This is a genomic window from Kitasatospora sp. NPDC028961 (assembly GCF_055564815.1).
This window is the reverse complement of record NZ_JBVHVO010000003.1, coordinates 1-25298: the sequence shown is the minus strand read 5'-3', so window position 1 is coordinate 25298 and position 25298 is coordinate 1. Positions and strand designations below refer to the sequence as shown.

The following is a 25298-nucleotide window of genomic DNA, read 5'->3' as shown; positions in this document are numbered from 1 at the left end:
AGGAACCTCGATGGTCAGCGGGCCGTGCCCACCAGGCCCCGGTTGCGCAGCACCCGGCGCTCCAGCGGGGCGAAGAGCAGGAGGTCGATGGCGATGCCGACGAACAGGACGAGGATGATGCCGAGGAGGACGCCGGACATGCTGGCCGACTCCCGCTGGTTCTCCAGGAACCGGCCCAGGCCCAGGCCCAGGTCGGGGGAGGAGGCGACGAGTTCGGCGGCCATCAGCGAGCGCCAGGAGAACGCCCAGCCCTGCTTGAGGCCGGCCAGGTAGCCGGGGAGGGCGGCCGGCAGCAGGATGTGGCGGGCGTTCGACAGGCCGGTGGCGCCCAGGGTGCGGCCGGCCCGGAGGAACAGCGGCGGCACCTGGTCGATGCCGGCCACCAGGCCGTTGGCGATGGAGGGGACGGCGCCGAGCAGGATGACGGCGTACATCATCGAGTCGTTGATGCCGAGCCAGATGACGGCGGCGGGCACCCAGGCGACCGAGGGCAGCGACTGCAGGCCGGAGAGCACCGGCCCGAGCGCGGCCCGGACCGGCTTGACCCGGGCGACCAGCAGACCGATCGGGGTGCCGATCACGACCGCGATCAGGAAGCCGGAGATACCGCGCCAGACGCTCGTCCAGATGATGCTGAACAGCGTCCCGGCCTCCCAGAGCTCGACCAGCGAGCGCCAGACGTCGGCCGGGCTGGGCAGCTTGTAGGAGGAGGTCAGTTCGAGGCTGTAGGCGCCCTGCCAGAGCGCCAGCACGAGCAGCAGCCCGAGCAGCGGCGGCAGCGCCTTCGTCCGCAGGATCTCGCCGAGCGGCACGCGCCGCACCTGGACGGCGTCCAGCGCGTCCAGGCCGGCGCCGACGTCGGCGATGTCCGCCGGCCGGTCCTTGGCCAGGGTGGTGGTGCTGTCAGTGCTGGCCATGGCGGCGGATCTCCCCACGCAGTTCTTCGGTGATCTCGATGGACAGGTCGGCGACGCCGGCGGACTCGATCCGGCGCGGCTGCGGGAGGTCGATCCGCCACTCGCGGGCGACCCGGCCGGGGCGCGAGGAGAGCAGCACCACGCGCTGGGCGAGCCGGACGGCCTCCCGCACGTTGTGCGTGACGAACAGGACGGAGAGCTTGTGCTCGGCCCAGATCCGGGTGATCTCGTCGTGCAGCACGTCCCGGGTGATGGCGTCGAGCGCGGCGAACGGCTCGTCCATCAGCAGGACCGAGGCGCCCTGGGCGAGCGCACGGGCCAGTGCGACGCGCTGGCGCATGCCGCCGGAGAGCTCGTGCACGCGCTTGCCGTAGGAGCCGCCCAGCCGGACGAGTTCGAGCAGCCGCTCGGCCTCGGGGCGCCGCTCGGGGCGGGGCACGCCGGCGAGCTTGAGTGCGAGTTCGATGTTCTTGCCGGCGGTGAGCCAGGGGAACAGCGCGTGCTCCTGGAACATCAGCGCGGGGCGTCCGCCGGTCACCTCGATCGAGCCCGCGGTGGGCTTGTCGAGGCCGGCGACCAGGTTGAGCAGGGTGGACTTTCCGCAGCCCGAGGCGCCGAGCAGCGTGACGAACTCGCCGGGCGCGACATCGAGCGTGATGTCGTCCAGGACGTGCGTGGCGGCGCCCGGGCGGCCGAAGGACTTGTGCACGTGCGAGATCCGGACGGCGGGCGAGCCGCCGCGGGTGTCGACGCCGACGGCGTCGTCCGAGGTGGTCAGTGCCGGGGTCATCCGGGCACCTCCTGCATCTGGGGGCAGCTCCCGGCCGGGGGCCGGGGGCGGTCATGGGCCCCTCCTGCCGGTCGGCGGGCGAGGAGGGCGGGTGGCGAAGGAATCGGGGCCGGGGTCCGGCCCCGCCCGTCCCGTGTGCTCTGGGGGCATCGATCGGGCATCGACCGGGCGGGCGGGGAACCGGACCTCGGGGCTTGGGTGCGGCGGGGCTTCCGTGCGCCGTGTGTGGCGCGGGTGCCGCGCGGTGCTACTTGGCGCCGAGCCCGGCGTCCGCCACGGGAGCCTGGCCCTTCTCCTTGAGCACCTTGTTGAGCAGCGTCAGGTCGTAGATCCCGGCCAGGTTCGGCTTCTTGAGCAGGCCGGCGGTGACGGCGTGGTCGGCCTCGGCCTGCAGGGTCCCGGCCAGCGGGTCGTCCAGGAAGTCGATGTCGGCCCAGGCCGGGTCGAGGATCTCGGCCGGCAGGGCGTTGCCGGCCTCCTTCTTGACGGCGTCGTTGGCGTCGGCCTTGGCCTTGTCGGAGTTGGCCTTGATGAAGGCGTTGGTGTTCACCGAGCCGCGCAGCACGGCCTCCACCACGTCGGCGTGCTCCTTGAGGAACTTCTGCGAGACGATGATGTTGGTGATCACGAACTTCTTGTCCGGCCAGACGTCCTTCTCGTTGAGCAGGACCTTCGCACCGAGGGTGACCAGCTTGGACGCGGTCGGCTCGGGCACCCAGGCGCCGTCGATCGAGCCGGAGCTGTAGGCGTCCGGGGTGACCTTGTTGTCGGTCCGCACCACCGAGACGTCGCCGGCGCCGGTGTCGGGGTTGACCTTCAGCCCCTTGCCCGCCAGGTAGTTGAGCAGCGCCACGTCCTGGGTGTTGCCGCGCTGCGGGGTGGCGATCTTCTTGCCCTTGAGGTCGTCCAGGCTCTGGATCTTCTCGGGGTTGACCACCAGCTTGACGCCGCCGGAGGCCGAACCGCTGATGATCTTCAGCGACTCGCCGTTGGACTGGCTGTAGCCGTTGATCGCGGGGGAGGGGCCGATCCAGCCGATGTCGATGGAGCCGGCGTTCAGCGCCTCGATCTCGGCCGGACCCGCGTTGAAGACCTGGGTCTTGATCTGGGTGGCCCCGAGCTCCTTCTGGAAGAGGCCCTCCTGGAGCCCGACCAGCGGGGTGCCGTGGGTCAGGTTGGCGAAGTAGCCGATCTTGACCGTGTCGGCGGAGAGCTTCGCACCGGAGGCGGAACCGCCGGCGGCGGCCGCCGCGGCGGGCTTGTCGTCCTCGCTCTTCGAGCCGTAGCCGCAGGCGGAGAGCAGCGCCACCGCGGTGAGGCCGGCGACGGCGGCCGCGGCGGAGCGTCTGATCCGGCCGGCGGCCGGGTGTGTCGGCCGATCGGGGAGGGTGGCGGGCGCGAGTGCGTGGTTCGGTGCCATGGGCGAAGTCCTGTTCACGGGCGGACCGTCGCGGGGACGGTCCCGGGCGGGAAGGGGCGGGTCGTGCTCGCGGCATCGGGGGATGCCGGGCAAGCCGGGTCGGTGCGCTGCACCAGCTGTGGGGTGGGACAGCGGCCGGCCCGGTGACAGGGCTCCGGTCAGCCCTGTCGGCCCGCACATCGGGTCAGGCCGCCCTGGCCGCTGCCGAGGACGCCGCTGCCGATGCGGCCGCCTTCCTTGTCCATGCCCGAGAACGCCTCGCGGGGCATCAGACCCAGTCCTCCTCGTCGGGTGCGCCGGACGCGTCGGGGCGCACGGTGTCGAAGGCCTCGCCCGCCATGCCGGCGGTGAGGGTGGTGCCGTCGGCCGGGTCGATCAGCAGGAACGAACCGGTCCGGCGGTTCACGCGGTAGTCGTCGAGGGCCAGCGGCTCGGCGGTGCGCAGCACCACGTGGCCGATGTCGTTGACCTCCAGCCCCTGGGCGCCGGAGCGCTGTTCGAGGCTGTCGATGTCGATGCGGTAGGAGATCGCCTTGACCAGCGCGCGCACGGTGCGGGTGGTGTGCTTGAGCAGCACCTTGTCACCGGCGCGCAGCGGGCGCTCGCTGAGGTGGCTGACGGTGGCCTCGATGTCCTTGGTGGGCACCGGGACCGGGCCGGCCGCGATCAGGTCGCCGCGGGAGACGTCGATGTCGTCGGCGAGGCGGACGGTCACCGACTGGGGGGCCCAGGCGAGGTCGCTCTCCGCGCCGAGCGCGTCGATGCCGGCGACGGTGGTGGTGTGGCCCGAGGGCAGCACCGTCACCGGGTCGCCGACCCGCAGCACGCCGGAGGCCAACTGGCCCGCGTAGCCGCGGTAGTCGGGGTGCTCGTCGCTCTGCGGGCGGATCACGTACTGGACCGGGAAGCGGGCCGGCTCGACGCTCGGGTCGCTGCCGACCGGCACCGTCTCCAGGTGCTCCAGCAGGGTCGGGCCGCCGTACCAGTCCATGTGGGCGGACGGCTCGACCACGTTGTCCCCGGCGAGGGCGGAGATCGGGACCGCGACCACGTCCCGGACGCCGAGCGAGGCGGCGTAGGCGGTGAACTCCTCGGCGATGGCGGCGAAGACGGGCTCCGCGTACTCGACGAGGTCCATCTTGTTGACGGCCAGCACCACGTGCGGCACCCGCAGCAGCGCGGCGACGGCGGCGTGCCGGCGGGTCTGCTCGACCACGCCGTTGCGGGCGTCGACCAGGACGACGGCGAGTTCGGCGGTGGAGGCGCCGGTCACCATGTTGCGGGTGTACTGCACGTGCCCCGGGGTGTCGGCGAGGATGAACCGCCGGCGGGGGGTGGCGAAGTAGCGGTACGCGACGTCGATGGTGATGCCCTGCTCGCGCTCGGCGCGCAGGCCGTCGGTGAGCAGTGCGAGGTCGGGCGCTTCCTGGCCGCGGCTCAGGGAGGCGCGCTCGACGGCCTCCAGCTGGTCGGCGAGCACCGACTTGGAGTCGTGCAGCAGCCGGCCGACCAGGGTGGACTTGCCGTCGTCGACGGAGCCGGCGGTGGCGAAGCGCAGCAGGGCGGTGGCGCTGGTCCGGGTGGTGGTGCTCATTTAGAAGTATCCCTCGCGCTTGCGGTCTTCCATCGCGGCCTCGGAAAGCTTGTCGTCGGCCCGGGTGGCGCCGCGTTCGGTGAGGCGGCTGGCGGCGATCTCGGCGATCACGGCCCCGATGTCGGCGGCGTCGGAGTCGACGGCGCCGGTGCAGGACATGTCGCCGACCGTGCGGTAGCGGATCAGGCGCCGCTCGACCGGCTCGTGCTCCTTGGGGCCGCCCCATTCGCCCGCGGTCAGCCACATGCCGCTGCGGGAGAAGACGTCGCGCTCGTGCGCGTAGTAGATCTCCGGGAGCTCGATGCCCTCGCGCTCGATGTACTGCCAGACGTCCAGCTCGGTCCAGTTGGAGAGCGGGAAGACGCGCACGTGCTCGCCGACCGCGTGCCGGCCGTTGTACAGCGACCAGAGCTCGGGGCGCTGGCGGCGCGGGTCCCAGGCGCCGAACTCGTCGCGCAGGGAGAAGACGCGCTCCTTGGCGCGGGCCTTCTCCTCGTCGCGGCGGCCGCCGCCGAAGACGGCGTCGAAGCGGTTGCGCTCGATGGCGTCCAGCAGCGGGACGGTCTGCAGCGGGTTGCGGGTGCCGTCGGGGCGCTCGCGCAGCCGGCCGTCGTCGATGAAGTCCTGGACGTGGGCGACGTGCAGGCGCAGGTTGTGCTCGGCCGCCACCCGGTCGCGGTACTCGATGACCTCGGGGAAGTTGTGGCCGGTGTCGACGTGCAGCAGCGAGAACGGGACGGCGGCCGGCCAGAAGGCCTTGAGCGCCAGGTGCAGCATGACGATGGAGTCCTTGCCGCCGGAGAACAGGATCACCGGGCGCTCGAACTCCCCCGCGACCTCGCGGAAGATGTGCACCGACTCGGCCTCCAGCGCGTCCAGGTGGGACAGCGCGAAGCCGCTCTCTTCGGTGTGGACCAGGCTGTCGGTCGCGGTGGTCACGCGAGACCCCTCTCGGTCAGGAAGGCGTGGAGTTCGGCGGCGCTCTCGGCCACCTCGCGGCCCTGGGTCTGGAGCCGCAGCTCCGGGTCCACGGGGGCCTCGTACGGGTCGTCGACGCCGGTCAGGCCGGAGAGCTCGCCGGCCGCCTGCTTGGCGTACAGGCCCTTGACGTCGCGCTCGGCGCAGAGCTCGACGGGGGTGGCGACGTGGATCTCCAGGAAGCCGGTGCCGTGGGCGGCGTGCCGCTCGCGGACCGCCGCCCGGGAGTCCGCGTAGGGGGCGATCACCGGGGCGAGCACCTTGACGCCGTTGGCGGCGAGCTTCTCGGCGACGAAGCCGATCCGGGTGACGTTGGTGTGCCGGTCCTCCCGGGTGAAGCCGAGGCCCTTGGAGAGGAACTCGCGGATCTCGTCGCCGTCCAGGACCTCGACCTTGTGGCCCTCGGCCCGCAGCCGCTCGGCCAGGGCGAAGGCGAGCGTGGTCTTGCCCGCACTCGGGAGCCCGGTCAGCCACACGGTGGCGCCGCGCTCGCAGGGGGCGGCCGCGGGGGCCGCCTCCGCGGCTCCGTCGGCGGCCAGGGTGGTGGCTGTGCTCACGGTGGGTTCTCCAGACGGGTAGTGACGGTGGATCGGTGGTGGGGCGGTGGCTCGCTCAGAGGTGGATGCCGCACTCGGTCTTGCCGGAGCCGGACCAGCGGCCGGCCCTGGCGTCCTCGCCCTCCTCGGGCTTGCGGGTGCACGACAGCGGCGAGCAGCCGACCGACGTGTAGCCCTCCCACAGCAGCGGGTTGAGCAGGACGCCGTTGGCGTTGACGTAGGCGTCCACGTCCTCCTGCGTCCAGCGGGCGATCGGGGCGATCTTGACCTTGCGGCGCTTGGCGTCCCAGGCGACCACCGGGGTGCCGGCCCGGGTGGGCGACTCGTCGCGGCGCAGCCCGGTGGCCCAGGCGTCGTAGCCGCCGAGGCCGCGGTTCAGCGGCTCGACCTTGCGCAGCGAGCAGCAGAGGTCCGGGTCGCGGTCGTGCAGGGCGGGCCCGTACTGGGCGTCCTGCTCGGCGACCGTCTGCAGCGGCTTGAGGGTGATGAGGTTGACCGGCATCACCGCGGCCACCGCGTCCCTGGTCCCGATGGTCTCGGGGAAGTGGTAGCCGGTGTCCAGGAAGACCACGTCCACGCCGGGGAAGACCGAGGAGGCGAGGTGGGCGACGACCGCGTCCTCCATCGAGGAGGTGACGCAGAACCGCGCGCCGAAGGTCTCGGCGGCCCAGGCCAGGATCTCCTGGGGGGTCGCCTCCTCCAGCTCGCGGCCGGCGGCGGTCGCGATCGCCTCGTAGTCAGTCGTCGTGCCGGTCATGTGACGTACCCCCGTCGGTCGCCGTGGTCCTGTCGGGTGCCGAGAGCAGGCCGAGGAACTTCAACTGGAAGGCCCGGCGGCAGCCGTGGCACTCCCAGGCGCCGTGCCCGGCCTCGGATGGGCGCAGGTCCTCGTCGCCGCAGTACGGGCAGAAGAACGGTGCCGCCCGCTCACTCATTGCCCACCTCGCTGCGCTCACTCATGACAGCTGCTCCTCGCTGGCGCGGGCGGCCCACTGGGCGAAGCGCTCGCCCTCGGCGCGGTCGGCCTGGTAGCGCGTCAGCACCCGCTCGACGTAGTCCGGCAGGCCGTCCTTGGTGACCTTGAGGCCGCGGACCTTGCGGCCGAAGCCGGCCTCCAGGCCGAGCGCGCCGCCCAGGTGCACCTGGTAGCCCTCGACCTGCCGGCCGTCGGTGTCGGTCACCAGCTGGCCCTTGAGGCCGATGTCGGCGACCTGGATGCGGGCGCAGGCGTTCGGGCAGCCGTTGATGTTGATGGTCAGCGGCTCCTCGAAGTCCGGCAGGCGCTTCTCCAGCTCGTCGATGAGCGTGCGGCCGCGCTCCTTGGTCTCGACGATGGCGAGCTTGCAGTACTCGATGCCGGTGCAGGCCATGGTGCCGCGGCGGAAGGGGGAGGGCGTGACCCGCAGGTCCAGCGCCTCCAGGCCGGCCACCAGCGACTCGACCCGGTCCTCGGCGATGTCGAGGACGAGCATCTTCTGCTCGGCGGTGGTGCGCAGCCGGTCGCTGCCGTGGGCGGCGGCGAGGTCGGCGATCCGCCCGAGCAGGGCGCCGTCGACCCGGCCGACCCGCGGCGCGAAGCCGACGTAGTAGTTGCCGTCCTTCTGCCGGTGCACGCCGACGTGGTCGCGCCAGCGGCCGGCGGGCTCCTTCGGCGCGGGGCCGTCCACCAGCTGGTACTTGAGGTACTCGTCCTCCAGGACCTGGCGGAACTTCTGCACGCCCCAGTCGGCGACCAGGAACTTCAGCCGGGCGCGGTTGCGCAGCCGACGGTAGCCGTAGTCGCGGAAGATGCCGATGACGCCGCCGTAGACGTCCGCGACCTCGTCGAGCGGGACCCAGGCGCCCAGGCGGACGCCGAGCTTGGGGTTGGTGGAGAGGCCGCCGCCGACCCAGAGGTCGAAGCCGGGGCCGTGCTCGGGGTGCTCGACGCCGACGAAGGCGATGTCGTTGATCTCGTGCGCGACGTCCAGCAGCGGGGAGCCGGAGACGGCGGACTTGAACTTGCGCGGCAGGTTGGAGAAGTCCTTGTTGCCGATGAAGCGGCGCTGGATCTCCTCGATGGCGGAGGTGCCGTCGATGATCTCGTCCTCGGCGATGCCGGCCACCGGGGAGCCGAGGATGACGCGCGGGGTGTCGCCGCAGGCCTCGGTGGTGGACAGGCCGACGGCCTCCAGCTTCTGCCAGATCGCGGGGACGTCCTCGATCCGGATCCAGTGGTACTGGACGTTCTGCCGGTCGGTCAGGTCAGCGGTGTTCCGGCCGTAGAGCTCGGAGACCTCGGCGATCGCCTTGAGCTGGGCGACGGTCAGCCGGCCGCCGTCGATGCGGACGCGGAGCATGAAGTACTCGGCGTCCAGCTCGTGCGGGTCCAGGATCGCGGTCTTGCCGCCGTCGATGCCTTCCTTGCGCTGGGTGTAGAGGCCCCACCAGCGCATCCGGCCGCGCAGGTCGGCGGGGTCGATCGAGTCGAAGCCGCGCTGCGAGTAGATCGTCTCAATACGTGTCCGCACATTGAGACCGTCGTCGTCCTTCTTGAACTGCTCGTTGGCGTTCAGAGGAGTGAAGTGGCCCATGCCCCACTGGCCCTCACCGCGGTGGCGGGTCACCTTGCGAGGCGCGGCGGGGCGGCGTGCCTCGGCGCGGTCGGCCGTCGGCTCGGCGGTCTCGGGGGTGGTGGCCATGGTGAAGTCCTTCGGGGCAGGTGGCTCTGACGCCGGATCGGTCGCTGGGCGTGCTCGGCCGGGCGCTGCTGCTGTGACCTGCGGGTTTCTCAAGGCCGGGAGAGCAGTGACCGTGGCCGGGCGGGCGCCTGCGCATCCGCGTCGACGGGGATGGCGGGGTGGTGGCGCCGGGTGCGGTGGGTGGCGGCGGGGTGGGGCTCAGATCACCGGACAGATGGCGCTGGACACGCGAAGGAGATCGACGTGGAGTCGACCTACTAGGGTGGTTCCGGCGCTAGGCATGGCAAGAGATTCGCACGGAGCACGACGCGAGGTCCACTAACGTCCGAATGATGGACGCAAAGGTTTCGCATATCGAGATGCCGAGACGTTCCCGCCGCTCCCCGGATCGGACCCCCGTCGAACGGCCCGCGACACGGGAGATCAACGGACCTGCCCCGGCCCGATACCGTTAGCCCTGTGCAAGCAGCAGGCGAAACGACGAGACCGAACCCGGAGCGGCCCTCCCGTCGTCGGGGCAAGGGCTCCCGACGGGCGGCCAAGGCCACCTGGCGCACGACGGCCTGGGCGCTGGTCAGGGACACCACCAACACCTGCGTCGAGTACCGGGTCACCGGGCTCGCGGCGGAGGCGGCGTTCTTCACCCTGCTGTCCATCCCGCCGCTGCTGCTCTGCCTGGCCGGCACCCTCGGCTACCTGGACGACCTCCTCGGCGCGGGCACGATCGACAAGCTGAAGCAGGACATCCTCAAGGCCTCCGGGACGGTCCTCTCGGACTCGTCCATCCAGGACGTGGTGATCCCGCTGCTGGACGAGGTCTTCAAGCACACCCGGCCGGACCTGGTCTCGATCGGCTTCCTGCTCTCGCTCTGGTCCGGGTCCCGGGCGCTGTACATCTTCATCGACACCATCACCGTGATGTACGGGCTCGACGGGAAGCGCGGCATCGTCAAGACCCGGCTGATGTCGCTCGGCCTCTACCTCGGCGCCCTGGTGATCGGCTCCCTGGTCCTGCCGCTGCTGCTGGTCGGGCCCGGGCTGGTGCAGAACACCGTCCAGGACCTCGCGACCGTGGTCAACGCGCTCTACTGGCCGGTCGCGATCCTGTTGCTGATCGTCTTCCTGACCACCCTGTACCACCTGGCCGTACCCGTCTCGACGCCCTGGCGGGAGGACATCCCGGGCGCGCTGGTCGCGCTGGTGGTGCTGGTCTTCTGCAGCGTCGGACTGCGGCTGTACCTGGTCAGCTCGGTCGAGGGCCCCTCGGTGTACGGCTCGCTGGCCGCGCCGGTGGCCGTGCTGCTCTGGATCTTCGTGGTCGCGCTCGCGGTGCTGATCGGCGCCGCGATGAACGCCGCCATAGACCGCCGCTGGCCGACCCTGGAGACCGCCGACGCCCGCGCCGAGAACGAGCGCGCGCAGGAGGAGGCCGCCGCCGCCGTGGTCCGCGAGGTGGCCGCCCGGCGCGCCGCCGAGCGCGCCCGGCGGGCGCGCGAGCTCGGCCTCGCCGAGGGGGCCGAGGAGGAGTACGCCGAGGAGGGGGAGGACGTCGACGTGCCCTCCGAGTACCCCGAGCGCTGGGCCGACGTGCTCGCCGCCGACAACGTCCGGGCCCGGCTCACCAGCCGGGGCGGTCCGCACCACCGGCCGACCCCGCCGCCGCCGGACAGCGACCGGCCGACCGCGCCGCCGCCCGAGCGCACGCTACCCAGCCACCCGCCGCGGCCGCCGTGGGACCAGCGCTGACGCGCTGCGGCGCCGGGCGGTCGGCGCGGCGCCGGCCGTCGGCGACCCGATCGTCGGCGACCGGATCGGCGCAGGTGAAAAACCGGTTGGCAGCGCCGGAGGCGGCCGCTACGGTGTGAGCAGTTCGGTTTGAGGGGACCGCTGTACCGGTCCACGGAGAAGAGACGAGGTGAGCCTTGTGACCGTCTTTGCCGTCACGGCTGCCCTGGGCAGCGCTCGCACCCACCACCTCTCCCTCCCGGCCGCCGGCTGACGCCGCCTTCGCGCGCGCAGCCGTAGCCCGGCGGGATCACTTTCCTCCCGAAGGGCCCACTGCGTTGTTCAACGCTGCCTCCGTCTCGTCCCTCCTTTCCTCCGATTCCGACTCCTTTGACTCCTCCGACTTCCAGCGGGCTGCTTTCCCGCTGGCCGACTACGGCTGGACGGCCGAGTCCGAGGAGCTCTTCGCCCCGCTCGCCGAGGCCGGGCTGACGCCCGCCCGGATCGTCCGGGTGGACCGCGGCCAGTGCGACGTCGTCCTGGCCGACCCGTCGACCGGCGAACCGCGCACCGTCCGGGCCGACACCCGGTCGGTCGGCGACGTCGACATGATCAACTGCCCCTGCACCGGCGACTGGGCGGCCGTGGACCTCGCGGCCCAGCCGATGCCGGCCGTCGCGGCGCTGCTGCCGCGCTCCACCGCGATCATCCGCAAGGTGGCCGGCAAGCGTTCGGACGGCCAGGTGCTGGCGGCCAACGTCGACACCGTCCTGATCGCCGCCTCGCTCGCCGCCGAGCCCGACCTGGGCCGGATCGAGCGCTTCCTGGCCCTGGCCTGGGAGTCCGGCGCCGATCCGGTGGTCGTGCTCACCAAGGCCGACCTGGTGGACGACGCCGACTTCATCCGGGCCGACGTCGAGGCCATCGCCCCCGGCGTCACGGTGCTGGTGGTCAGCGCCGAGACCGGCGAGGGGGTGGACGTGCTGCGCGCCTGTACGCCCGGCACCACCGCCGTGATCGGCCAGTCCGGCGTCGGCAAGTCCACGCTCACCAACGTGCTGGCCGGTGCCGAGGTGATGACCGTTCAGCAGGCCCGGGCGGTCGACCAGAAGGGCCGTCACACCACGACCACCCGTGAGCTGATCCCGCTGCCCGGCGGCGGCGTGCTGATCGACACGCCCGGCCTGCGCGAGGTCGGCCTCTACGGCGGCGAGGGCGTGGCGATGGCCTTCTCCGACATCGAGGAGCTGGCCGAGGACTGCCGCTTCCACGACTGCGGCCACCACACCGAGCCCGGCTGCGCGGTGCGGGCCGCGCTGGAGGACGGCACTCTCCCGCAGCGGCGGATGGACAGCTACCTCAAGCTCCAGCGCGAGAGCGAGTGGATCGCCTCCCGTTCGGACGCCCGGCTGGCCTCGGCCCGGCTGAAGAAGTGGAAGACCATCACCAAGTCGGTGCGCGCCCGGGGCGTCGTCAAGCGGTGACGGCGGACCGGCGGGGCGGCGGGCGCGTTACGGCGGCCCGTCGCCCCGCCGGGCGCGTGCCGCTACGCTCGACCGCGTGGACGAGATCGACGGGGTGGAGGTCCTCGCCTTCGTGGACGCCCGGGCCTTCGAGGACTGGCTGGCCGCCAACCACCCGCGCCACGAAGGCGTGTGGATCAGGATGGCCAGGCGGAAGTCCGGCATCGCGTCGGTCACCGACGACGAACTGGTCGACATCGGCCTCTGCTACGGCTGGATCTCCGGGCAGCGCCGCGCGCTCGACGAGCGGTACTACCTGCAGAAGTACGTGCCGCGCCGGCCCAGGAGCCTCTGGTCGCAGGTGAACGTCGACCGGGTGGCGGCCCTGGCGGCCGAGGGCCGGATGCGCGGACCCGGGCTCGCCGAGGTGCGCCGAGCCCAGGCGGACGGCCGGTGGGCGGCGGCCTACGCCTCGCAGCGTGCCGCGACCGTGCCCCCGGAGCTGGCGGCGGCGCTGGAGGCGGACCCGCGGGCCCGGCGGGCGTTCGAGGCACTCGACCGGACGGCGCGCTACCGGCTCGTCCTCCCGCTGCTCCAGGCGCTCACCCCGCGGGCCCGGCGGGACCGGCTCGACCGGGCCCTGCGGCGGCTGACGGGCGACGGCGGCCCGGCGGCGTAGCGGGGTCGGGCCGGTGCGACGCGACGCGGGCCCCGAGCGGGCGGCGTCGGCGGCCGCTCGGAGCTCCGTCAGCGCAGGAGGTCGGCCACCACGCGGAACCGCTCCAGCACGACGGGAGTGGAGTCGTCGACGGTGAAGCCGGGATCGCCCAGCGCGGCCCGCAGCTCCTCGCTGTGCCAGAAGTCCTCGTGGCCCGCACGCCACGCGGCCACCGTGGTGAAGCCCTCGCCCTCGTCCACGGCGTGCCGCAGGTCGACCTCCGCGAGCGGGACGACCCGGACGTCCGTGGTCTCGGTCACCGCCACCGCCCGGCCGTCCGAGTCGATCACCGCCGAGCGGACGCCCACCTTCGGCAGCGGTTCGCTCTCGTGCTCGTACTCGGCGAGCAGGCCGGTGGTGCTGGTCTTGGCGCCGCTGACGACGGCCGCGACCAGCCGGTCGCGCAGCGGCCCGGGGAAGGCGAACTGCTCCATCCGCAGCGCGGTGACCCGGGGATCGTCCGGGCCGGTGTACGGCTGCTCGGTCACGGGAGGCTCCTTGTCGCCGGGTAAAAGGTCGGGCGGCCGGGCGGATCGGGTGCCCGGCCCGGTCAGGGTAGCCGCGGGCCCGGCCGCACGGCTCGTGGTTTTCCCCGCGCGGGCGAGCGGCCGGATAGCCGCTCCGGCGGACCCGCACGCCCATGTCCGATTCCCGCCAGTCCCACCCCGCCGAGTGCCGCAGACTGGACAGCGTGATTGACGACGACATCCGGTACCGAGCCGTGGACAGCAGGGACTCCCGCTTCGACGGCGTCTTCTTCACGGCCGTCACCTCGACCGGCATCTACTGCCGGCCGAGCTGCCCCGCCGTGACCCCCAAGCGCGTCAACTGCACCTTCTACCCCAGCGCCGCCGCCGCCCAGGGCGCGGGCTTCCGCGCCTGCCGGCGCTGCCGCCCCGACGCGGTGCCCGGCTCGCCCGAGTGGAACCACCGCGCCGACCTGGTCGGCCGGGCGATGCGGCTGATCGGCGACGGCATCGTGGACCGGGAGGGCGTCGCCGGTCTGGCCCACCGCCTCGGCTACAGCTCCCGCCAGCTCCAGCGCCAGCTCACCGCCGAACTCGGCGCCGGGCCGATCGCGCTGGCCAGGGCCCGCCGCGCCCAGACCGCCCGGCTGCTGCTGCAGACCACCGAACTGCCGGTCACCGAGATCGCCTTCGCGGCCGGGTTCGCCTCCGTCCGGCAGTTCAACGACACCGTCCGCGAGGTCTACGACCGCACCCCCAGCGGGCTGCGCGCCGAGGTCGCGGCGGGGCGGCGCACCGCGACCCCGGCCGGCGGGCTCACCCTGCGGCTGGCCTACCGGGGCGCGCTGGACAGCGACCACCTGATCGGCTTCCTGGCCCTGCGCGCCGTGCCCGGGGTGGAGGAGGTGGTCCCCGGCCCGCGCCCGGGCCTGCGCACCTACCGCCGCACCCTCACGCTCCCGTACGGCCACGGCATCGCCGAGGTGGACGGGCTGGCGGCCGACGAACCCCGGACCCGCGGCTGGCTGGACTGCCGCCTCTTCCTGACCGACCTGCGGGACCTGCCGACCGCCGTCCAGCGGCTGCGGATCCTGTTCGACCTGGACGCCGACCCGGACGCGGTGGACGGCCGGCTCGGCACCGACCCGGTGCTCGGCGCGCTGGTCCGTGCCCGCCCCGGGCTGCGCTCGCCCGGTCACGTCGACCCGCACGAGCTGGCGGTCCGCGCCGTCCTCGGCCAGCAGATCACCGTCGGCGCGGCCCGCACCCTGGCCGGGCGGCTCGCCGAGAAGTACGGCGCCGTCCTGCCGGAGCCGAGCGGCGGGCTGCGGCTGCTCTTCCCGACCGCCGCCGCCCTGGCGGTGGCCGACCCCGAGGACTTCGCGATGCCGGCCGCCCGCCGCCGGGCGCTCACCGGTCTCTGCGCGGCGCTGGCCGAGGGCGTCGTCCGGCTGGACGGCGGCGTCGACCGGGAGGAGGCGGCGGCGCAGCTGCTCGCCCTCCCCGGCATCGGCCCCTGGACCGTCGGCTACCTGCGGATGCGGGCCCTCGCCGACCCGGACGTCTTCCTGCCGAGCGACGTCGGCGTGCGCCACGGCCTCGTCCGGCTCGGCGCCCCCGGCGACCCGAGATCCGCCGACCGCGCCGCCGAGGCCTGGGCCCCCTGGCGCTCCTACGCCGTCCACCGGCTCTGGGCGGGCGCCGCGAGTGACCTCAGCACTGGAACGGAGAACACCCGAGCATGAGCACCACCGTCTTCACCTTCATGGAGAGCCCGTTCGGCCGGCTGCTGCTCAGCGGCGTCCTGCCGACGGACGGCGGACCGGCCGCGCTGGCCACCGTCACCGTCCCCGGCCAGAAGTACGCGCTGGCCGAGCCCGCCGACCACTGGGTCCACGACCCGGACGCGCTGGTCGAGCCGGTCGCCCAGCTCACCGCCTACTTCGCCGGTGAGCGCACCGCCTTCGACCTCCCGCTGGCCCCGGTCGGGACCGACTTCCGCCGGAGCGTCTGGGCGGCGCTGGACGACATCCCGTACGGCGAGACGGTCACCTACGGCCGGCTCGCCGAGCTGGCCGGCGCCTCGCCGAACGCGGTCCGCGCGGTGGGCGGCGCCGTGGGGGCCAACCCGCTGCTGATCGTCCGGCCCTGTCACCGCGTGGTCGGGGCCAGCGGCTCCCTCACCGGCTTCGCCGCCGGGGTGGACCGCAAGCGCTGGCTGCTGGAGCTGGAGGGCGGCACGCTGTTCTGAGCCCGGCGGGGACCGCGCCCGGCGTGGTCCCCGCCGGGCCCGGTCCGTCAGGAGGACCGCTCCGGTCCGTCAGGAGGACGCCAGGACGTGGCGGTCACGGCTCGCGCCGAAGGCCGCGACGGTCTGGGCGACGAGCACGGCCAGCAGCACGGCGACCGGCAGCGACCATCCCCCGCTCGCGGAGTGCAGCAGGCCGAGACCGAGCGGACCGAGGCAGGCGATGAGGTAGCCGATCCCCTGGGCCATGGTCGAGAGCCGGCCGGTGTGGTGAGCGTCGGGCGAGCGGGCCACGATGTAGCCGAGGGCGAGACCGACGGCGAGGCCCTGGCCCAGCCCGAGCGCGGTCATCCAGAGGTAGGCGCCCGCCACGGGGGACGTGAGCAGGCCGACGAAGCCGGTGGCGCACAGCAGGGACGCCGCCAGGGGCGGGACGAAGGCCCGGCGCAGACGGTGCTGCAGCCAGGGGGCCGCGAAGGACGCGGCCATCCCGGGGAAGCTGGAGAAGGAGAGCATCCAGCCGGCCTGGCTGTCGCTCATGCCGTGGTCCCGCAGGAGCGTCGGCAGCCAGGAGAGGATCGCGTAGTAGCCGAGGGACTGCAGACCCATGTACAGGGTCACCGCCCAGGCGGTCCGGTCGCGCCACAGCGACCCGGGTGCGGCGGTATCGGCTCCTCCCCGCTGCCCCGGCTCCGGTCGCCGGCGGTTCGCGGAACGCCGGTCCGGCGCGCGCAGTTCGGGAAGCCGGGCGAGAGCGGCCATGAGGGCGGGGAGCGCCCACAGCGCGAGCACCGGCCGCCAGCCCCAGCCGGTGGCCGACGCCAGCGGGACGACCAAGCCCGCGGCGAGCGCGGCTCCGCCGGACAGGGCCAGGGAGTAGCAGCCGAGCATCAGCCCGGCGCGGCCGGCGAAGTCGTGCTTGATGAGCTGCGGCATGAGGACGTTGCCGACCGCGATCGCCACTCCGGCGATCAGGGTCCCGCCGAACAGGGCGGGCACTCCCGGGACGGAGCGCAGCACGATGCCGCCGGCCAGCGCGAGCAGCGCGTACCAGAGCAGGTGGTGGGGGCCGAAGCGGCGGGTGAGCCGGGGTGCGAGGAACGCGAACGCCCCGAAGCAGACGACCGGCACCGTCGAGAGGGCTCCGGCGCCGAAGGACGAGAGGTGTTCGTCGTGCTCGACCTCCGCGAGGACGGGGGACAGGGACGCGACGGCGATGCGCAGGTTCAGCGCGGCCAGGCTGAACGCGAGAGCGGCTTGTACGGCGCGTGCTCCGGCCGGTCCGGGGGACGCCTGCCGGAACGCCGACGGGTCGGCCGCTGGGGCCTGGTGGGTTACTGGGCTGGTCATGCCGTCCACTCTCGGGCGGAGCCCGGGTGGCGGGCCACCGATAGGATGCCAAGCTATGAGGGAAACCCGCCATCTCGATCCCGCGGAACGCGGCCGCATCGCCCTGGCGCACGGGCAGCGGCTGCCCGTCCATGCCCACGACCGCGGTCACCTGGTCTATCCGGCCACCGGCGTGCTGTCCGTGACCACCGTCGGGGGCACGTGGATCGCCCCGCCGACCCGGGTGGCGTGGACTCCCGCAGCCTTCGAGCACCACCACACCGCGCACGGCAACGCGGACATGCGGATCCTGTTCCTGGTCGACGCGCTCGCCGCCCGGCTGCCCGCGTGCCCGGCCGTGCTCAGCGTCTCCGGGCTCGCCCGCGAAGCCCTGCTCGCCCTCACGGCCGAGGAGGCTGCCGCCGGCGGGCGGGCGCCGGAGGCGGTCGACCGGCTGCACGCCGTCGTCGTCGACGAGCTCGCCCTGGCGCCCGAGCAGCCGCTGCACCTGCCCGAGCCGGCCGACGACCGGCTCCGGGCGCTGACCGGCATCCTCTACGCCGACCCGGCCAACCAGCAGACGCTCGCCGAGCTCGGGGCGCGGGTCGGGGCGAGTGAGCGCACGCTCAGCCGGCTCTTCGGGCAGGAGCTGCGGATGAGTTTCCACCAGTGGCGCACTCAGCTCCGCGTCCACCACGCGCTCACCCGGCTCGCCGCGGGGAAGTCCGTCGCCGAGACCGCTCTCGCCTGCGGCTGGGCCAATCCGACGACCTTCATCGAGGCTTTCGCCGCCCTCGTCGGCGAGACCCCCGGCCGTTACCGCACCCGTCAACTCCCCGGCGGGCGGGGCTAGGCGGGGTCCGCGCGGAGGTCCACCCGCCAGTCGTTGCTGCGCATGGGGCGCCCGGGCGGGAACTCGAAGGCGGTCTCGCCGAGGAGGGTGAAGCCGGCCTTGCGGCAGACGGCGTTCGAGGCGGGGTTGGCCACGTCGGGGAAGGCGTGCAGATGGGGGTGGCGGGCCTCGCGGCGGGCCGCGGCGACGGCCGCCCTGGTGGCGGCCACCGCGATGCCCCGGCCCTGGTGGGCGGGCAGGACGTTCCAGCCCATCTCGTGGACGGTCGCGCCCTGCCACGTCCGGGTGCCGTAGCCGACGGTGCCGACCGGCTCGCCGCCGGGGAGCAGCACGATGCGGTACATGCAGCCGACGCCGGAGGGGACGAAGTCGAGGTAGCGGCGGTGCCGGTGGAGGAGTTGCCGCTCCGTCTCCGGGCCGCCGACGTGCCGCTTCATCTCCGGGGTGTTGACCTGGCGGAGCAGCGCCAGATCGGCGTTCGTCCAGGGCTCGATCCGTATCCGTGCGGCGTCCGCCCGAGTGCTCTCCATCCACGGACGGTAGCCGCCGCCGGGCCCGCTCGTCACCTGACTATTCGGGCCCGGTCGGTTGCTCGGGCGCACCCGGGTCGGCCAGCGCGCGGGCGAGCCGGTCGAGGGCGGGGAGCGCCTGCATGACGGCCTCGCGGTCGGCGGCGGTCAGGGTGGCGAGGGCGGTGGCGATGCGGCGCTCGTGGGCGTGCCGCCAGTCGTCCAGCTGGCGCAGACCCGCCGGGGTGAGTGCGATCCGGGCGGTGCGGCGGTCGCCGGGATCGGCCTGGCGGTCGACGAAGCCGGCCTCCAGCAGCTTGCCGACCAGGCCGCTGACGGTGTTCGGGGCCAGCCGCTGGCGGGCGGCGAGTTCGCCGACCCGCAGCGGCGCGGCGGCGAGCGTCTGGAGGAGCTCGACCTGCGCCATCGGCAGGGACTCCCACGGGTACTCGGTGCGGATGCTGCTGCGCAGGGCGCGGCGCAGCCGGGTGACCACGTCGGTCAGCCGCCGGGCGCGTTCGATCGCCGGAGCGGGGAGCTCCGCCGGGACCCCGGGGGCGGCCTGGGTGTCGGCAGGCGCGGCGGCGGGGTCGGGAACGGGGGGTGACGACGGCATGGCGGACAGCGTAGCGCCTGGTGGCGGCCGCGCCGTCGGCCCGATCACCTGCCGAGAAGGGGTCGATCGCCCACCCCAGGCCGCCCGCCGACCGCCCACCCCCGACCGGCCGCCGCCCGCCCGCCGGAGGCCGCGGCCCGCGGCCGCCGGTCGCGTACCGTCTCGACACCGGGCCGACGCCCATCGGTGACCGATCAGCTCGTAGAAGGAACATATCTGCGTCCGATATATTTCGCCGTATGAACGCCACCGCCCTCGCCACCCGGCTGCTCGCCGAGCGCCCTCGGCCGCGCGGCATCGCCGGGTGGCGGCACGCCCACTGGCTGGCCGTCGGCACCGTCTGCCTCGGGGCGTTCCTCGGCCAGCTCACCGCCGGCATCACCGCCCTGGTGCTGCCCGCGCTCGGCGGGCACTTCCGGGCCGGCTTCGCCGCGGTGGAATGGGTCGCGCTGGCCTATCTGCTGGTGCTGGTGGCCCTGCTGGCCCCGGTCGGCCGGCTCTCCGACCTGGTCGGGCGCAAGACGATGTACCTCGGCGGCTTCGCCGTCTTCGCACTGGCCTCACTCGGCGCCGGGTTCGCCGGCGGCCTCTGGATCCTGGTGGCCTGCCGGGCCGTGCAGGCGGTCGGCGGCGCGATGATGCAGGCCAACAGCGTCGCCCTGGTGGCCCGCGGCGTCCCCGGCCACGCGATGCGCCGGGCGCTGGGCATCCAGGCGGCCGCCCAGGGCCTCGGCCTGGCGCTCGGGCCCAGCCTCGGCGGGCTGCTGGTCGAACACGCCTCCTGGCGCTGGGTGTTCTGGATCAATGTGCCGGTTGGAATGTTCGGCATCCTGGCGGGCTGGTTCCTGCTGCCCCGCACCCGCGCCCGGGCGTGGGTCCCCGGTGTCGCCGACGGCGACGGGGGCGGGGGCGCTACCGGGGGCGGCCGGTTCGACCTGTCCGGGCTGCTGCTGCTCACCGGAGCCACCACCGCGCTGCTGCTCGCCCTCTCCACCGCCTCCGGCCTGCCCCTGCCCGGCTGGGCCGCGGCGGCCCTGCTGCTCGCCTCGGCGCTGCTCACCCTCGGCCTGGTCCGCCAGGAGCGGCGGGCCGCCCGGCCGATCCTGGCGCCGGGGCTGGTCAACACCCCGGGCGTGCGGCCCGGGCTGGCCGTCGCGCTGATCGGCTATCTGCTGCTGTTCTGCCCGCTGGTGCTCGGCCCGGTGCTGCTCGCCGGGGCGGGCGTCCCGGTGGTCCGGGCCGGTCTGGTGATCACCCTGCTCCCGGCCGCCTTCGCGCTCGCCGCGACCGTCGGCGGCGCGCTGCTGCCGCGGGGCTGGTCGGACGTCGACCGCTGCCGGTTCGGCGCCGCCGTCGCGGGCGCCGGGCTGCTGCTGCTCGCGCTGCTGCCGGTGGGGGCGGCGACGGCGGCGGGCCCGCTGCTGGTCGCCGGGTACGGGCTGGGGCTGCTGCTGCCGGCCAACAACGCGCTGGTGATGCGGGCGATCCCGCCGCAGTGCTCGGCGGTCGGCGGCGGCATGGTCAACATGGCCCGCAGCCTGGGGACGGCGCTCGGCACCGCGCTGCCCGTCCTCGGTGTCCATCTGGCGGGCGCGGCGTCCGGCGGGCGGACGGTCCTGCTCGCGCTCGCCGCCGTGGCCGTCCTCGCGGTGGCGCTGGTCCGCCCGGCCGCGCGGACGCCCGGGCGGCCGGAGCCGGGCGGGGCCTGACCGGTGGCGCCGCGGAGGGGGCCCGGGGCGCCGGCCCGGTGGACCGTCACCCCTCGGCCCGGGCCTTGAGGTGGTGCAGCCAGGCGTCCAGCGAGGCGTCCAGCGCCGCCTGGAGTTCCGGCCGGGCGGCCTCCACCGGTGCCCCGGCCCAGGACTCCTCGGTGTGGACGCGCACGCCGTCCCGGACCGGGGTGAAGGTCCAGACGTGCACGGCGGTGATCCCCTGGGCCGGGCCGCCCCAGACGATCCGGTGCGGCGGGCGGACCTCCCGGACAGTGGAGGAGATGTCGCTCAGGCCGTGCACCGACCAGCGGAACACCGAGCCGGTGCGCAGCGGGCCGGGAGTCAGCCACTCGGTGCGGGTGACGTCGGGCTGCCAGGACGGCCAGGCCCCGATGTCGGTCTGGATCCGCCAGATCCGTTCCAGCGGCGCGTTGATGACGATGTCGTCGCGGGTGATCACCGGGGCCCGGTGGTCGATCCGGACGGCGGGCTGCTGCCCGCCGCCTCCGCAGAGCCCGGTGACGACGGCGACGGGCAGGGCGGCGGCCCTGGCGGCGAGGGTGGTGAACACGGTGGGTCTCCTGGTCGGGTGCCTGAGGGGGGTGCCGGGGGAATGCCTGGGGGGATGCCTGGGGGGCGGTCGGGCGGGGCCGTGCCTACGGGACGAGGACGACCTTCCCGGCGACGGTGCCGGACTCCGCCAGGCGCATCGCCTCGGCGGCGCGTGCCAGCGGCAGCTCGGCGGCGATCCGGGCCGTGATCTCGCCCCGGTGCAGGGCCGCGAACACCTGGGAGAGGTCGGCGCGCAGGCGGGCCCGGAACCGGTTCGGGGCGAACGCGCGGCCGGCCCAGACGTTGAAGAAGTAGGCGTGGCGCCCGTTGGGCAGCAGGTTCCACAGCCACACCCGGCCGAGCAGCGCGAGCACGGGCAGCTGCTTGGAGCCCTCGGCGTCGCGGGTGGCGGCGCTGCCGTAGGAGACGAGGGTGCCGCCGGGGGCGAGCAGCCGCCAGGAGTCGGTGATGCCGGGGCCGCCGACGTGGTCGAACACGGCGTCCACGCCGCCCGGGGCCAGCTCCCGGACTCGTGCGGGGACGTCCTCGCGCCGGTAGTCCACGGGCGTGACGCCGAGGGCCCGCAGGGCGTCGTGGTGGCGGCCCGAGGCGGTGCCGATCACCCGGGCGCCGGCGCCGAGCGCCAGCTGGACCAGCACCGAGCCGACCCCGCCGTTGGCGCCGTGGACCAGGATGGTCTGACCGGCCCGCACCCGGGCCTTGCGGTGCAGCATCTGCCAGGCGGTCAGGCCGTTGACGACCGCGGTCTCGGCCTCCGCCGCGCCGACGCCGTCCGGCACCTCGACGAGGTCCGCGGCGTCCAGCGCGACGTGGCTCGCCCAGCCGCCGGTCTTGGTCATGGCGGCGACCCGACGGCCGACCAGCTCGGGCCCGACGCCGGGGCCGGCCGCCAGGACCGTACCGACCAGGTCGTACCCGGGGACGAAGGGGAACGCCGGCTGGTCGTAGTAGCGGCCGCGCCGCATCTGCTGCTCGGCGAACGAGACCCCGGTGGCCTCCACCCCGACCAGGACCTGACCGGCGGCGGGCACCGGGAGCGGCAGTCCCGAACGAACCTTCAGGCCCTCCGGCTCGACCTTGCCCGGCAGGACGACCTCGACGTACTCGGTGGCAACCATGGCGATCTCCTCTGTGTTTGATGCTCTCGCTTCCGTTAGAAGCTATAACTAGAATGAATGTCGCCGAGGGTCGTGTCAAGCGAGCGAATCCATCGATCGTGAACACCTCTGCCGTGAGTGATACCGTCTAACCCATGCTGTGGTCCCCGTACCCGGGCGGGCGGCCGGGGCGGGCGAGCGGGCAGGACGGCAGGGGCGGGCGGCCGGGTACGGCGACGGACCGATCCCGGGACGGATTGATCCACGGAGGGACCGATCCCGGGACGGGCGGATCCCGGGGCGAGCGGAAGAAGGAGACAGGCATGGCCGACAAGACGCCGACCCCACGCGAGCGGTACCGGCAGCAGGTCCGCGCGGAGGTCAAGGAACGGGCCTGGGAGCAGATCGCCGGGGTGGGCGCGTCCGCGCTCTCACTGAACGCGATCGCCAAGCAGATGGGCCTGAGCGGACCCGCGCTGTACCGGTACTTCGCCAACCGCGACGAGCTGATCACGGAGCTCGTCCGGGACGCCTACCGCAGCCTCGCCGACGCCCTGCTGGCCACCGGCTCCGCCGGGGGCACCCACCCGGCGGACCTGCTGGAGCTGACCCGGACCCTGCGCCGCTGGGCGCTGGCCGACCCGCACCGCTACTTCCTCGTCTACGGCACCCCGGTCCCGGGCTACCACGCTCCCGAGGACACCACCGTGATCGCCTCGGAGATCATGTCGACCCTGCTCGACGCCTGTGTCGCCGCCGGTCCGGGGCCGGAGCCGGCGGGGCCGGCCGCCGCGCTCGACGCCTACCTGGAGCACCACCGCCCCTGGGCCGCCGGACACCCCGGCGCCCGCCCGGCCGAGCTGCGCCGCGCGCTCGCCTTCTGGACCCGCCTGCACGGCACGCTCTCGCTGGAACTGGCGGGCCACTTCACCGGGATGGACCTCGACCCGGAGCTGCTCTACGCCGCCGAGGTGGCCTCCCTCACCTCGTGACGCCCGCCCACCGGGCGGCCCCGTCCGATGGGAGAGACGGCCGGGGCTGAGGGGGTGTTCGAGAGGGGATTCCCCCCAACTGTCCGGCTTTGATTCTTGCGGCGCGGACCCGGTTCCAGGATCTCGTGGCGGCCGGGTCCGTGTCCGCGATATTGATCAATTGCGACGGAACGACGCAGGTATCCCTCGGACCTGAAGGACGATCAGGGGTAGCTCATCTGGCCGATGCTGGTGTAGTGGCGACGCAGCCGCGCTGAAGGGCGTGAGCCCGCGACCGGGCTGCGCGAGGTGGTGAACGCGATTCCCTACGTCGCACGGACCGGGATCGCCTGGCGGTACCTGTCGCACGACTTCCCGCCCCGCACCACCGTCCACGGGTACTTCAAGGAGTGGGAACGCGAGGGCACCACCGAGCTGATCCACGACTCACGAAACGGGGGGTGGGTCCGGGGTGGGGAGTCCGCCGACTCCCCACCCCGGACGTTCAGGATCAGCGCGCGGCGGTCGCGGGCGGGGTGAGGAGCAGGCGCTGGTTGCGCGCCCCGGTCGAGTACCACTGGATCACCGGGGCGCCGTCGGCGAAGTCCCCGCCGTTGACGTCCAGGACGAGGTCGCTGTGGAAGTTGACGACGGCCATGCTCCGGTCGCTGACGCCCAGGCCCCCGTTGCCGACGTTGATGGCCCCCCAGCGCTGGTTGTTGCCGCCGGTGCAGGTCCACTGGCCGATCGGGGCGGCCGGGGCGGTGCTCCAGCCGGGGACTTCCAGGCACTTGCCGCTGTGCACGTTGACGGCGTAGCCGTCGGTGAAGCGCCACTTCTGGTTGTCGCCGCCGGTGCACGTCCACTGGCGGACGGGGGCGCCGTCGTCGGTGCGCCAGTCGGCCACCTCCAGGCACTTGTCGCTGAAGGTGGCCCGGATCTCGACGTCGCCCGTGCTGTTGACGGGCCGGTAGGCGGTCGTGGCCGAGGCGGGTGCGGCGATGCCGGCCGTGCCGGCCGCGCCGAGGAGAAGGGCTGCGGCGGCGGAGCCGAGGTGTCGCTTGAGGCTGTTCATGAGTCCCCCTGGGACGGAGCTGTGCAGACGATCGGGCAGGACGGACCGCCCCGGTCCGGCCGGCGGCCGGTTGCGCGGATCGGGCGCCGGGTGGCCGGATGCGTCATGTGATTGGACGTGCGTCGTTCGGAAAGGTTGTGCGTCGCTCCGGTGGATTTGCCGGCCGCCGGCGGACCGGTGGGTGCGCGACGGACGCGAGCCCCGGGCGAAGGCGCGCCTTGGGCCGGCGCTCCGGTGCTGTTCCGGATCAGGAGGCCGCGTAGTGCCAGCCCTGGTTCGTGCCGCCGGTGCGGGCCCACTGGATCACCGCGGCGCCGTCGGCGGTGGACCCGCCGGAGACGTCCAGGCACTTACCGCTGGCCGCGTTGACGAGCTGGAACACGCTCGGGGAGTCGGCCTGGGCCGGAGCGGCGGGCGCGGCCACGGCGAGCCCCGCGGTCGCGGCGAGCACCGCGGCGGCGGAGGCGATGCGTCTGGTGTCGATGGCTCTGCTCATTGGTCCCCTGTGGGTCGGTGGCGTGCTTCCTGCACGGCCGCGCGTATTGGATCACACCGCGGGGACGGTCGGGAAGCGTGTTTCACCCTGTCAGGACCGGGGTGGAGTGCGGGCGGCCGGAGCCGGCCGGCACGGCGGGACGTTCGGCGCGGCGCAGCGCGCCCGCGCTCAGGACCAGCGCGAAGGCGAGCGCGGTGACCAGGGAGCCACCGGCATCGGCTCGATGAGCTTCCCCTGATCGTCCTTCAGGTCCGAGGGATACCTGCGTCGTTTCGTCACACTGATCAACATCGCGGACACGGACCCGGCCGCCACGAGATCCTGGAACCGAGTCCGCGCCCCAAGAATCGAAGCCGGACAGTTGGGGGGAATCCCCTATCGCACACCCTCTGAGAGGGCCGAGGCTGAGACGGCCAGGGCTGAGACGGCCGGGGGGGGGGGGGGGGGGGGGGGGGAGGGGACAGGAGGGGGGGGGGTGGGGGGGGGGGGGGAGAGGGGGGGGGGGGGGC

The 25298-nt window shown here is 73.9% G+C and carries 27 protein-coding genes and 1 pseudogene; 10 read left to right on the top strand and 18 right to left on the bottom strand.

Annotated elements, in window-relative coordinates:
- Positions 1–14: 14 nt before the first annotated feature.
- The 10 genes from ACZ4UX_RS07585 to ACZ4UX_RS07540 all read right to left on the bottom strand — a co-directional run bounded on the left by ACZ4UX_RS07585 (position 15) and on the right by ACZ4UX_RS07540 (position 9219).
- On the bottom strand, positions 15–917 hold the full coding sequence (locus tag ACZ4UX_RS07585) for an ABC transporter permease (protein ID WP_329487152.1): 903 nt from the start codon (positions 915–917) through the stop codon (positions 15–17).
- Positions 904–1707, bottom strand: a complete 804-nt coding sequence (locus tag ACZ4UX_RS07580) for an ABC transporter ATP-binding protein (protein ID WP_329487151.1) — start codon at positions 1705–1707, stop codon at positions 904–906. The genes ACZ4UX_RS07585 and ACZ4UX_RS07580 overlap by 14 nt, the downstream gene beginning before the upstream one ends.
- Before the next feature lie 247 nt (positions 1708–1954).
- Positions 1955–3127: an aliphatic sulfonate ABC transporter substrate-binding protein gene (locus ACZ4UX_RS07575; RefSeq protein ID WP_465706003.1), complete on the bottom strand. Its 1173-nt coding sequence runs from the start codon at positions 3125–3127 to the stop codon at positions 1955–1957.
- A gap of 268 nt (positions 3128–3395) precedes the next feature.
- Positions 3396–4721 carry a sulfate adenylyltransferase subunit 1 gene (locus ACZ4UX_RS07570; RefSeq protein WP_465706002.1) on the bottom strand — a complete coding sequence of 442 codons (1326 nt, stop codon included), beginning with the start codon at positions 4719–4721 and terminating at the stop codon, positions 3396–3398.
- The gene (gene cysD / locus ACZ4UX_RS07565; RefSeq protein ID WP_329487148.1) at positions 4722–5660 is read right to left on the bottom strand and encodes a sulfate adenylyltransferase subunit CysD; all 939 of its coding nucleotides are present in this window, start codon (positions 5658–5660) and stop codon (positions 4722–4724) included.
- Positions 5657–6238 (bottom strand): adenylyl-sulfate kinase, encoded by a 582-nt coding sequence (cysC, locus tag ACZ4UX_RS07560; RefSeq protein WP_329492071.1) that lies wholly within the window; start codon positions 6236–6238, stop codon positions 5657–5659. The genes cysD and cysC overlap by 4 nt, the downstream gene beginning before the upstream one ends.
- Positions 6239–6311: 73 nt before the next feature.
- Positions 6312–7013 carry a phosphoadenylyl-sulfate reductase gene (locus tag ACZ4UX_RS07555; RefSeq protein WP_465706001.1) on the bottom strand — a complete coding sequence of 234 codons (702 nt, stop codon included), beginning with the start codon at positions 7011–7013 and terminating at the stop codon, positions 6312–6314.
- Positions 6994–7191 carry a hypothetical protein gene (locus ACZ4UX_RS07550; protein WP_329487146.1) on the bottom strand — a complete coding sequence of 66 codons (198 nt, stop codon included), beginning with the start codon at positions 7189–7191 and terminating at the stop codon, positions 6994–6996. The genes ACZ4UX_RS07555 and ACZ4UX_RS07550 overlap by 20 nt, the downstream gene beginning before the upstream one ends.
- A 21-nt stretch (positions 7192–7212) precedes the next feature.
- Positions 7213–8937, bottom strand: coding sequence for a nitrite/sulfite reductase (locus ACZ4UX_RS07545; protein ID WP_465706000.1), 1725 nt, complete (start codon positions 8935–8937; stop codon positions 7213–7215).
- Positions 8938–9135: 198 nt separating this feature from the next.
- Positions 9136–9219: a putative leader peptide gene (locus ACZ4UX_RS07540; RefSeq protein ID WP_329492070.1), complete on the bottom strand. Its 84-nt coding sequence runs from the start codon at positions 9217–9219 to the stop codon at positions 9136–9138.
- A 177-nt stretch (positions 9220–9396) separates the two neighbouring features.
- Between ACZ4UX_RS07540 and ACZ4UX_RS07535 the strand changes: the two genes are divergently transcribed.
- The 3 genes from ACZ4UX_RS07535 to ACZ4UX_RS07525 all read left to right on the top strand — a co-directional run bounded on the left by ACZ4UX_RS07535 (position 9397) and on the right by ACZ4UX_RS07525 (position 12804).
- Entirely contained in the window at positions 9397–10683 is a 1287-nt protein-coding gene (locus ACZ4UX_RS07535; protein WP_465705999.1) for a YihY/virulence factor BrkB family protein, read from the top strand.
- A gap of 317 nt (positions 10684–11000) precedes the next feature.
- Entirely contained in the window at positions 11001–12146 is a 1146-nt protein-coding gene (gene rsgA, locus ACZ4UX_RS07530) for a ribosome small subunit-dependent GTPase A (RefSeq protein WP_465705998.1), read from the top strand.
- Between the two features lie 76 nt (positions 12147–12222).
- The gene (locus tag ACZ4UX_RS07525) at positions 12223–12804 is read left to right on the top strand and encodes a YdeI/OmpD-associated family protein (RefSeq protein ID WP_465705997.1); all 582 of its coding nucleotides are present in this window, start codon (positions 12223–12225) and stop codon (positions 12802–12804) included.
- Between the two features lie 68 nt (positions 12805–12872).
- On the opposite strand, the gene ACZ4UX_RS07520 is transcribed toward ACZ4UX_RS07525, so the two are convergent.
- Positions 12873–13277, bottom strand: coding sequence for an ASCH domain-containing protein (locus ACZ4UX_RS07520; RefSeq protein ID WP_465706294.1), 405 nt, complete (start codon positions 13275–13277; stop codon positions 12873–12875).
- 257 nt (positions 13278–13534) lie between these two features.
- Here ACZ4UX_RS07520 and ACZ4UX_RS07515 point away from each other — a divergent pair, with 257 nt between their 5' ends.
- Positions 13535–15055 carry a DNA-3-methyladenine glycosylase 2 family protein gene (locus ACZ4UX_RS07515; RefSeq protein WP_465705996.1) on the top strand — a complete coding sequence of 507 codons (1521 nt, stop codon included), beginning with the start codon at positions 13535–13537 and terminating at the stop codon, positions 15053–15055.
- Positions 15052–15561, top strand: a complete 510-nt coding sequence (locus ACZ4UX_RS07510) for a methylated-DNA--[protein]-cysteine S-methyltransferase (RefSeq protein ID WP_465705995.1) — start codon at positions 15052–15054, stop codon at positions 15559–15561. Before ACZ4UX_RS07515 ends, ACZ4UX_RS07510 begins: the two co-directional genes overlap by 4 nt.
- A gap of 69 nt (positions 15562–15630) precedes the next feature.
- Here ACZ4UX_RS07510 and ACZ4UX_RS07505 read toward each other — a convergent pair whose 3' ends face one another.
- Positions 15631–16908, bottom strand: a complete 1278-nt coding sequence (locus tag ACZ4UX_RS07505) for an MFS transporter (RefSeq protein ID WP_465705994.1) — start codon at positions 16906–16908, stop codon at positions 15631–15633.
- A gap of 55 nt (positions 16909–16963) precedes the next feature.
- On the opposite strand from ACZ4UX_RS07505, the gene ACZ4UX_RS07500 reads away from it, so the two are divergent.
- Positions 16964–17740 (top strand): AraC family transcriptional regulator, encoded by a 777-nt coding sequence (locus ACZ4UX_RS07500; protein WP_465705993.1) that lies wholly within the window; start codon positions 16964–16966, stop codon positions 17738–17740.
- Here ACZ4UX_RS07500 and ACZ4UX_RS07495 read toward each other — a convergent pair.
- Positions 17737–18270, bottom strand: a complete 534-nt coding sequence (locus tag ACZ4UX_RS07495) for a GNAT family N-acetyltransferase (RefSeq protein ID WP_329487138.1) — start codon at positions 18268–18270, stop codon at positions 17737–17739. The genes ACZ4UX_RS07500 and ACZ4UX_RS07495 overlap by 4 nt on opposite strands.
- Before the next feature lie 40 nt (positions 18271–18310).
- Positions 18311–18865: a MarR family winged helix-turn-helix transcriptional regulator gene (locus ACZ4UX_RS07490; protein WP_329487137.1), complete on the bottom strand. Its 555-nt coding sequence runs from the start codon at positions 18863–18865 to the stop codon at positions 18311–18313.
- 239 nt (positions 18866–19104) lie between these two features.
- Between ACZ4UX_RS07490 and ACZ4UX_RS07485 the strand changes: the two genes are divergently transcribed.
- Entirely contained in the window at positions 19105–20574 is a 1470-nt protein-coding gene (locus ACZ4UX_RS07485; protein WP_465705992.1) for an MFS transporter, read from the top strand.
- Positions 20575–20620: 46 nt separating this feature from the next.
- On the opposite strand, the gene ACZ4UX_RS07480 is transcribed toward ACZ4UX_RS07485, so the two are convergent.
- Together ACZ4UX_RS07480 and ACZ4UX_RS07475 are read right to left on the bottom strand one after the other, a co-directional pair.
- Entirely contained in the window at positions 20621–21148 is a 528-nt protein-coding gene (locus tag ACZ4UX_RS07480) for an SRPBCC family protein (RefSeq protein ID WP_465705991.1), read from the bottom strand.
- Between the two features lie 85 nt (positions 21149–21233).
- Positions 21234–22268, bottom strand: a complete 1035-nt coding sequence (locus ACZ4UX_RS07475; protein WP_465705990.1) for a medium chain dehydrogenase/reductase family protein — start codon at positions 22266–22268, stop codon at positions 21234–21236.
- Between the two features lie 302 nt (positions 22269–22570).
- On the opposite strand from ACZ4UX_RS07475, the gene ACZ4UX_RS07470 reads away from it, so the two are divergent.
- Both ACZ4UX_RS07470 and ACZ4UX_RS07465 read left to right on the top strand, forming a co-directional pair.
- The gene (locus ACZ4UX_RS07470) at positions 22571–23239 is read left to right on the top strand and encodes a TetR/AcrR family transcriptional regulator (RefSeq protein ID WP_465705989.1); all 669 of its coding nucleotides are present in this window, start codon (positions 22571–22573) and stop codon (positions 23237–23239) included.
- 258 nt (positions 23240–23497) lie between these two features.
- Positions 23498–23758 (top strand): annotated as a pseudogene (locus ACZ4UX_RS07465) (transposase); the annotation flags it as partial.
- Here the strand turns inward: ACZ4UX_RS07465 and ACZ4UX_RS07460 are convergent.
- On the bottom strand, positions 23730–24293 hold the full coding sequence (locus ACZ4UX_RS07460) for an RICIN domain-containing protein (protein ID WP_465705988.1): 564 nt from the start codon (positions 24291–24293) through the stop codon (positions 23730–23732). The pseudogene ACZ4UX_RS07465 and the gene ACZ4UX_RS07460 overlap by 29 nt on opposite strands.
- A 247-nt stretch (positions 24294–24540) precedes the next feature.
- Positions 24541–24789 (bottom strand): RICIN domain-containing protein, encoded by a 249-nt coding sequence (locus tag ACZ4UX_RS07455; protein WP_465705987.1) that lies wholly within the window; start codon positions 24787–24789, stop codon positions 24541–24543.
- Between the two features lie 106 nt (positions 24790–24895).
- On the opposite strand from ACZ4UX_RS07455, the gene ACZ4UX_RS07450 reads away from it, so the two are divergent.
- A complete protein-coding gene (locus ACZ4UX_RS07450) occupies positions 24896–25027 on the top strand; it encodes a hypothetical protein (RefSeq protein ID WP_465705986.1) in 132 nt (43 codons plus the stop codon).
- The last annotated feature ends 271 nt before the right edge of the window (positions 25028–25298 follow it).

Coding starts and splice junctions, on each gene's coding strand:
- ACZ4UX_RS07585 (WP_329487152.1), bottom strand. CDS start 917: ATGGCCAGCACTGACAGCACCACCACCCTGGCCAAGGACCGGCCGGCG.
- ACZ4UX_RS07580 (WP_329487151.1), bottom strand. CDS start 1,707: ATGACCCCGGCACTGACCACCTCGGACGACGCCGTCGGCGTCGACACC.
- ACZ4UX_RS07575 (WP_465706003.1), bottom strand. CDS start 3,127: ATGGCACCGAACCACGCACTCGCGCCCGCCACCCTCCCCGATCGGCCG.
- ACZ4UX_RS07570 (WP_465706002.1), bottom strand. CDS start 4,721: ATGAGCACCACCACCCGGACCAGCGCCACCGCCCTGCTGCGCTTCGCC.
- ACZ4UX_RS07555 (WP_465706001.1), bottom strand. CDS start 7,013: ATGACCGGCACGACGACTGACTACGAGGCGATCGCGACCGCCGCCGGC.
- ACZ4UX_RS07550 (WP_329487146.1), bottom strand. CDS start 7,191: ATGAGTGAGCGGGCGGCACCGTTCTTCTGCCCGTACTGCGGCGACGAG.
- ACZ4UX_RS07545 (WP_465706000.1), bottom strand. CDS start 8,937: ATGGCCACCACCCCCGAGACCGCCGAGCCGACGGCCGACCGCGCCGAG.
- ACZ4UX_RS07540 (WP_329492070.1), bottom strand. CDS start 9,219: ATGCCTAGCGCCGGAACCACCCTAGTAGGTCGACTCCACGTCGATCTC.
- ACZ4UX_RS07520 (WP_465706294.1), bottom strand. CDS start 13,277: ATGGAGCAGTTCGCCTTCCCCGGGCCGCTGCGCGACCGGCTGGTCGCG.
- ACZ4UX_RS07510 (WP_465705995.1), top strand. CDS start 15,052: ATGAGCACCACCGTCTTCACCTTCATGGAGAGCCCGTTCGGCCGGCTG.
- ACZ4UX_RS07505 (WP_465705994.1), bottom strand. CDS start 16,908: ATGACCAGCCCAGTAACCCACCAGGCCCCAGCGGCCGACCCGTCGGCG.
- ACZ4UX_RS07500 (WP_465705993.1), top strand. CDS start 16,964: ATGAGGGAAACCCGCCATCTCGATCCCGCGGAACGCGGCCGCATCGCC.
- ACZ4UX_RS07495 (WP_329487138.1), bottom strand. CDS start 18,270: ATGGAGAGCACTCGGGCGGACGCCGCACGGATACGGATCGAGCCCTGG.
- ACZ4UX_RS07490 (WP_329487137.1), bottom strand. CDS start 18,865: ATGCCGTCGTCACCCCCCGTTCCCGACCCCGCCGCCGCGCCTGCCGAC.
- ACZ4UX_RS07485 (WP_465705992.1), top strand. CDS start 19,105: ATGAACGCCACCGCCCTCGCCACCCGGCTGCTCGCCGAGCGCCCTCGG.
- ACZ4UX_RS07475 (WP_465705990.1), bottom strand. CDS start 22,268: ATGGTTGCCACCGAGTACGTCGAGGTCGTCCTGCCGGGCAAGGTCGAG.
- ACZ4UX_RS07470 (WP_465705989.1), top strand. CDS start 22,571: ATGGCCGACAAGACGCCGACCCCACGCGAGCGGTACCGGCAGCAGGTC.
- ACZ4UX_RS07460 (WP_465705988.1), bottom strand. CDS start 24,293: ATGAACAGCCTCAAGCGACACCTCGGCTCCGCCGCCGCAGCCCTTCTC.
- ACZ4UX_RS07455 (WP_465705987.1), bottom strand. CDS start 24,789: ATGAGCAGAGCCATCGACACCAGACGCATCGCCTCCGCCGCCGCGGTG.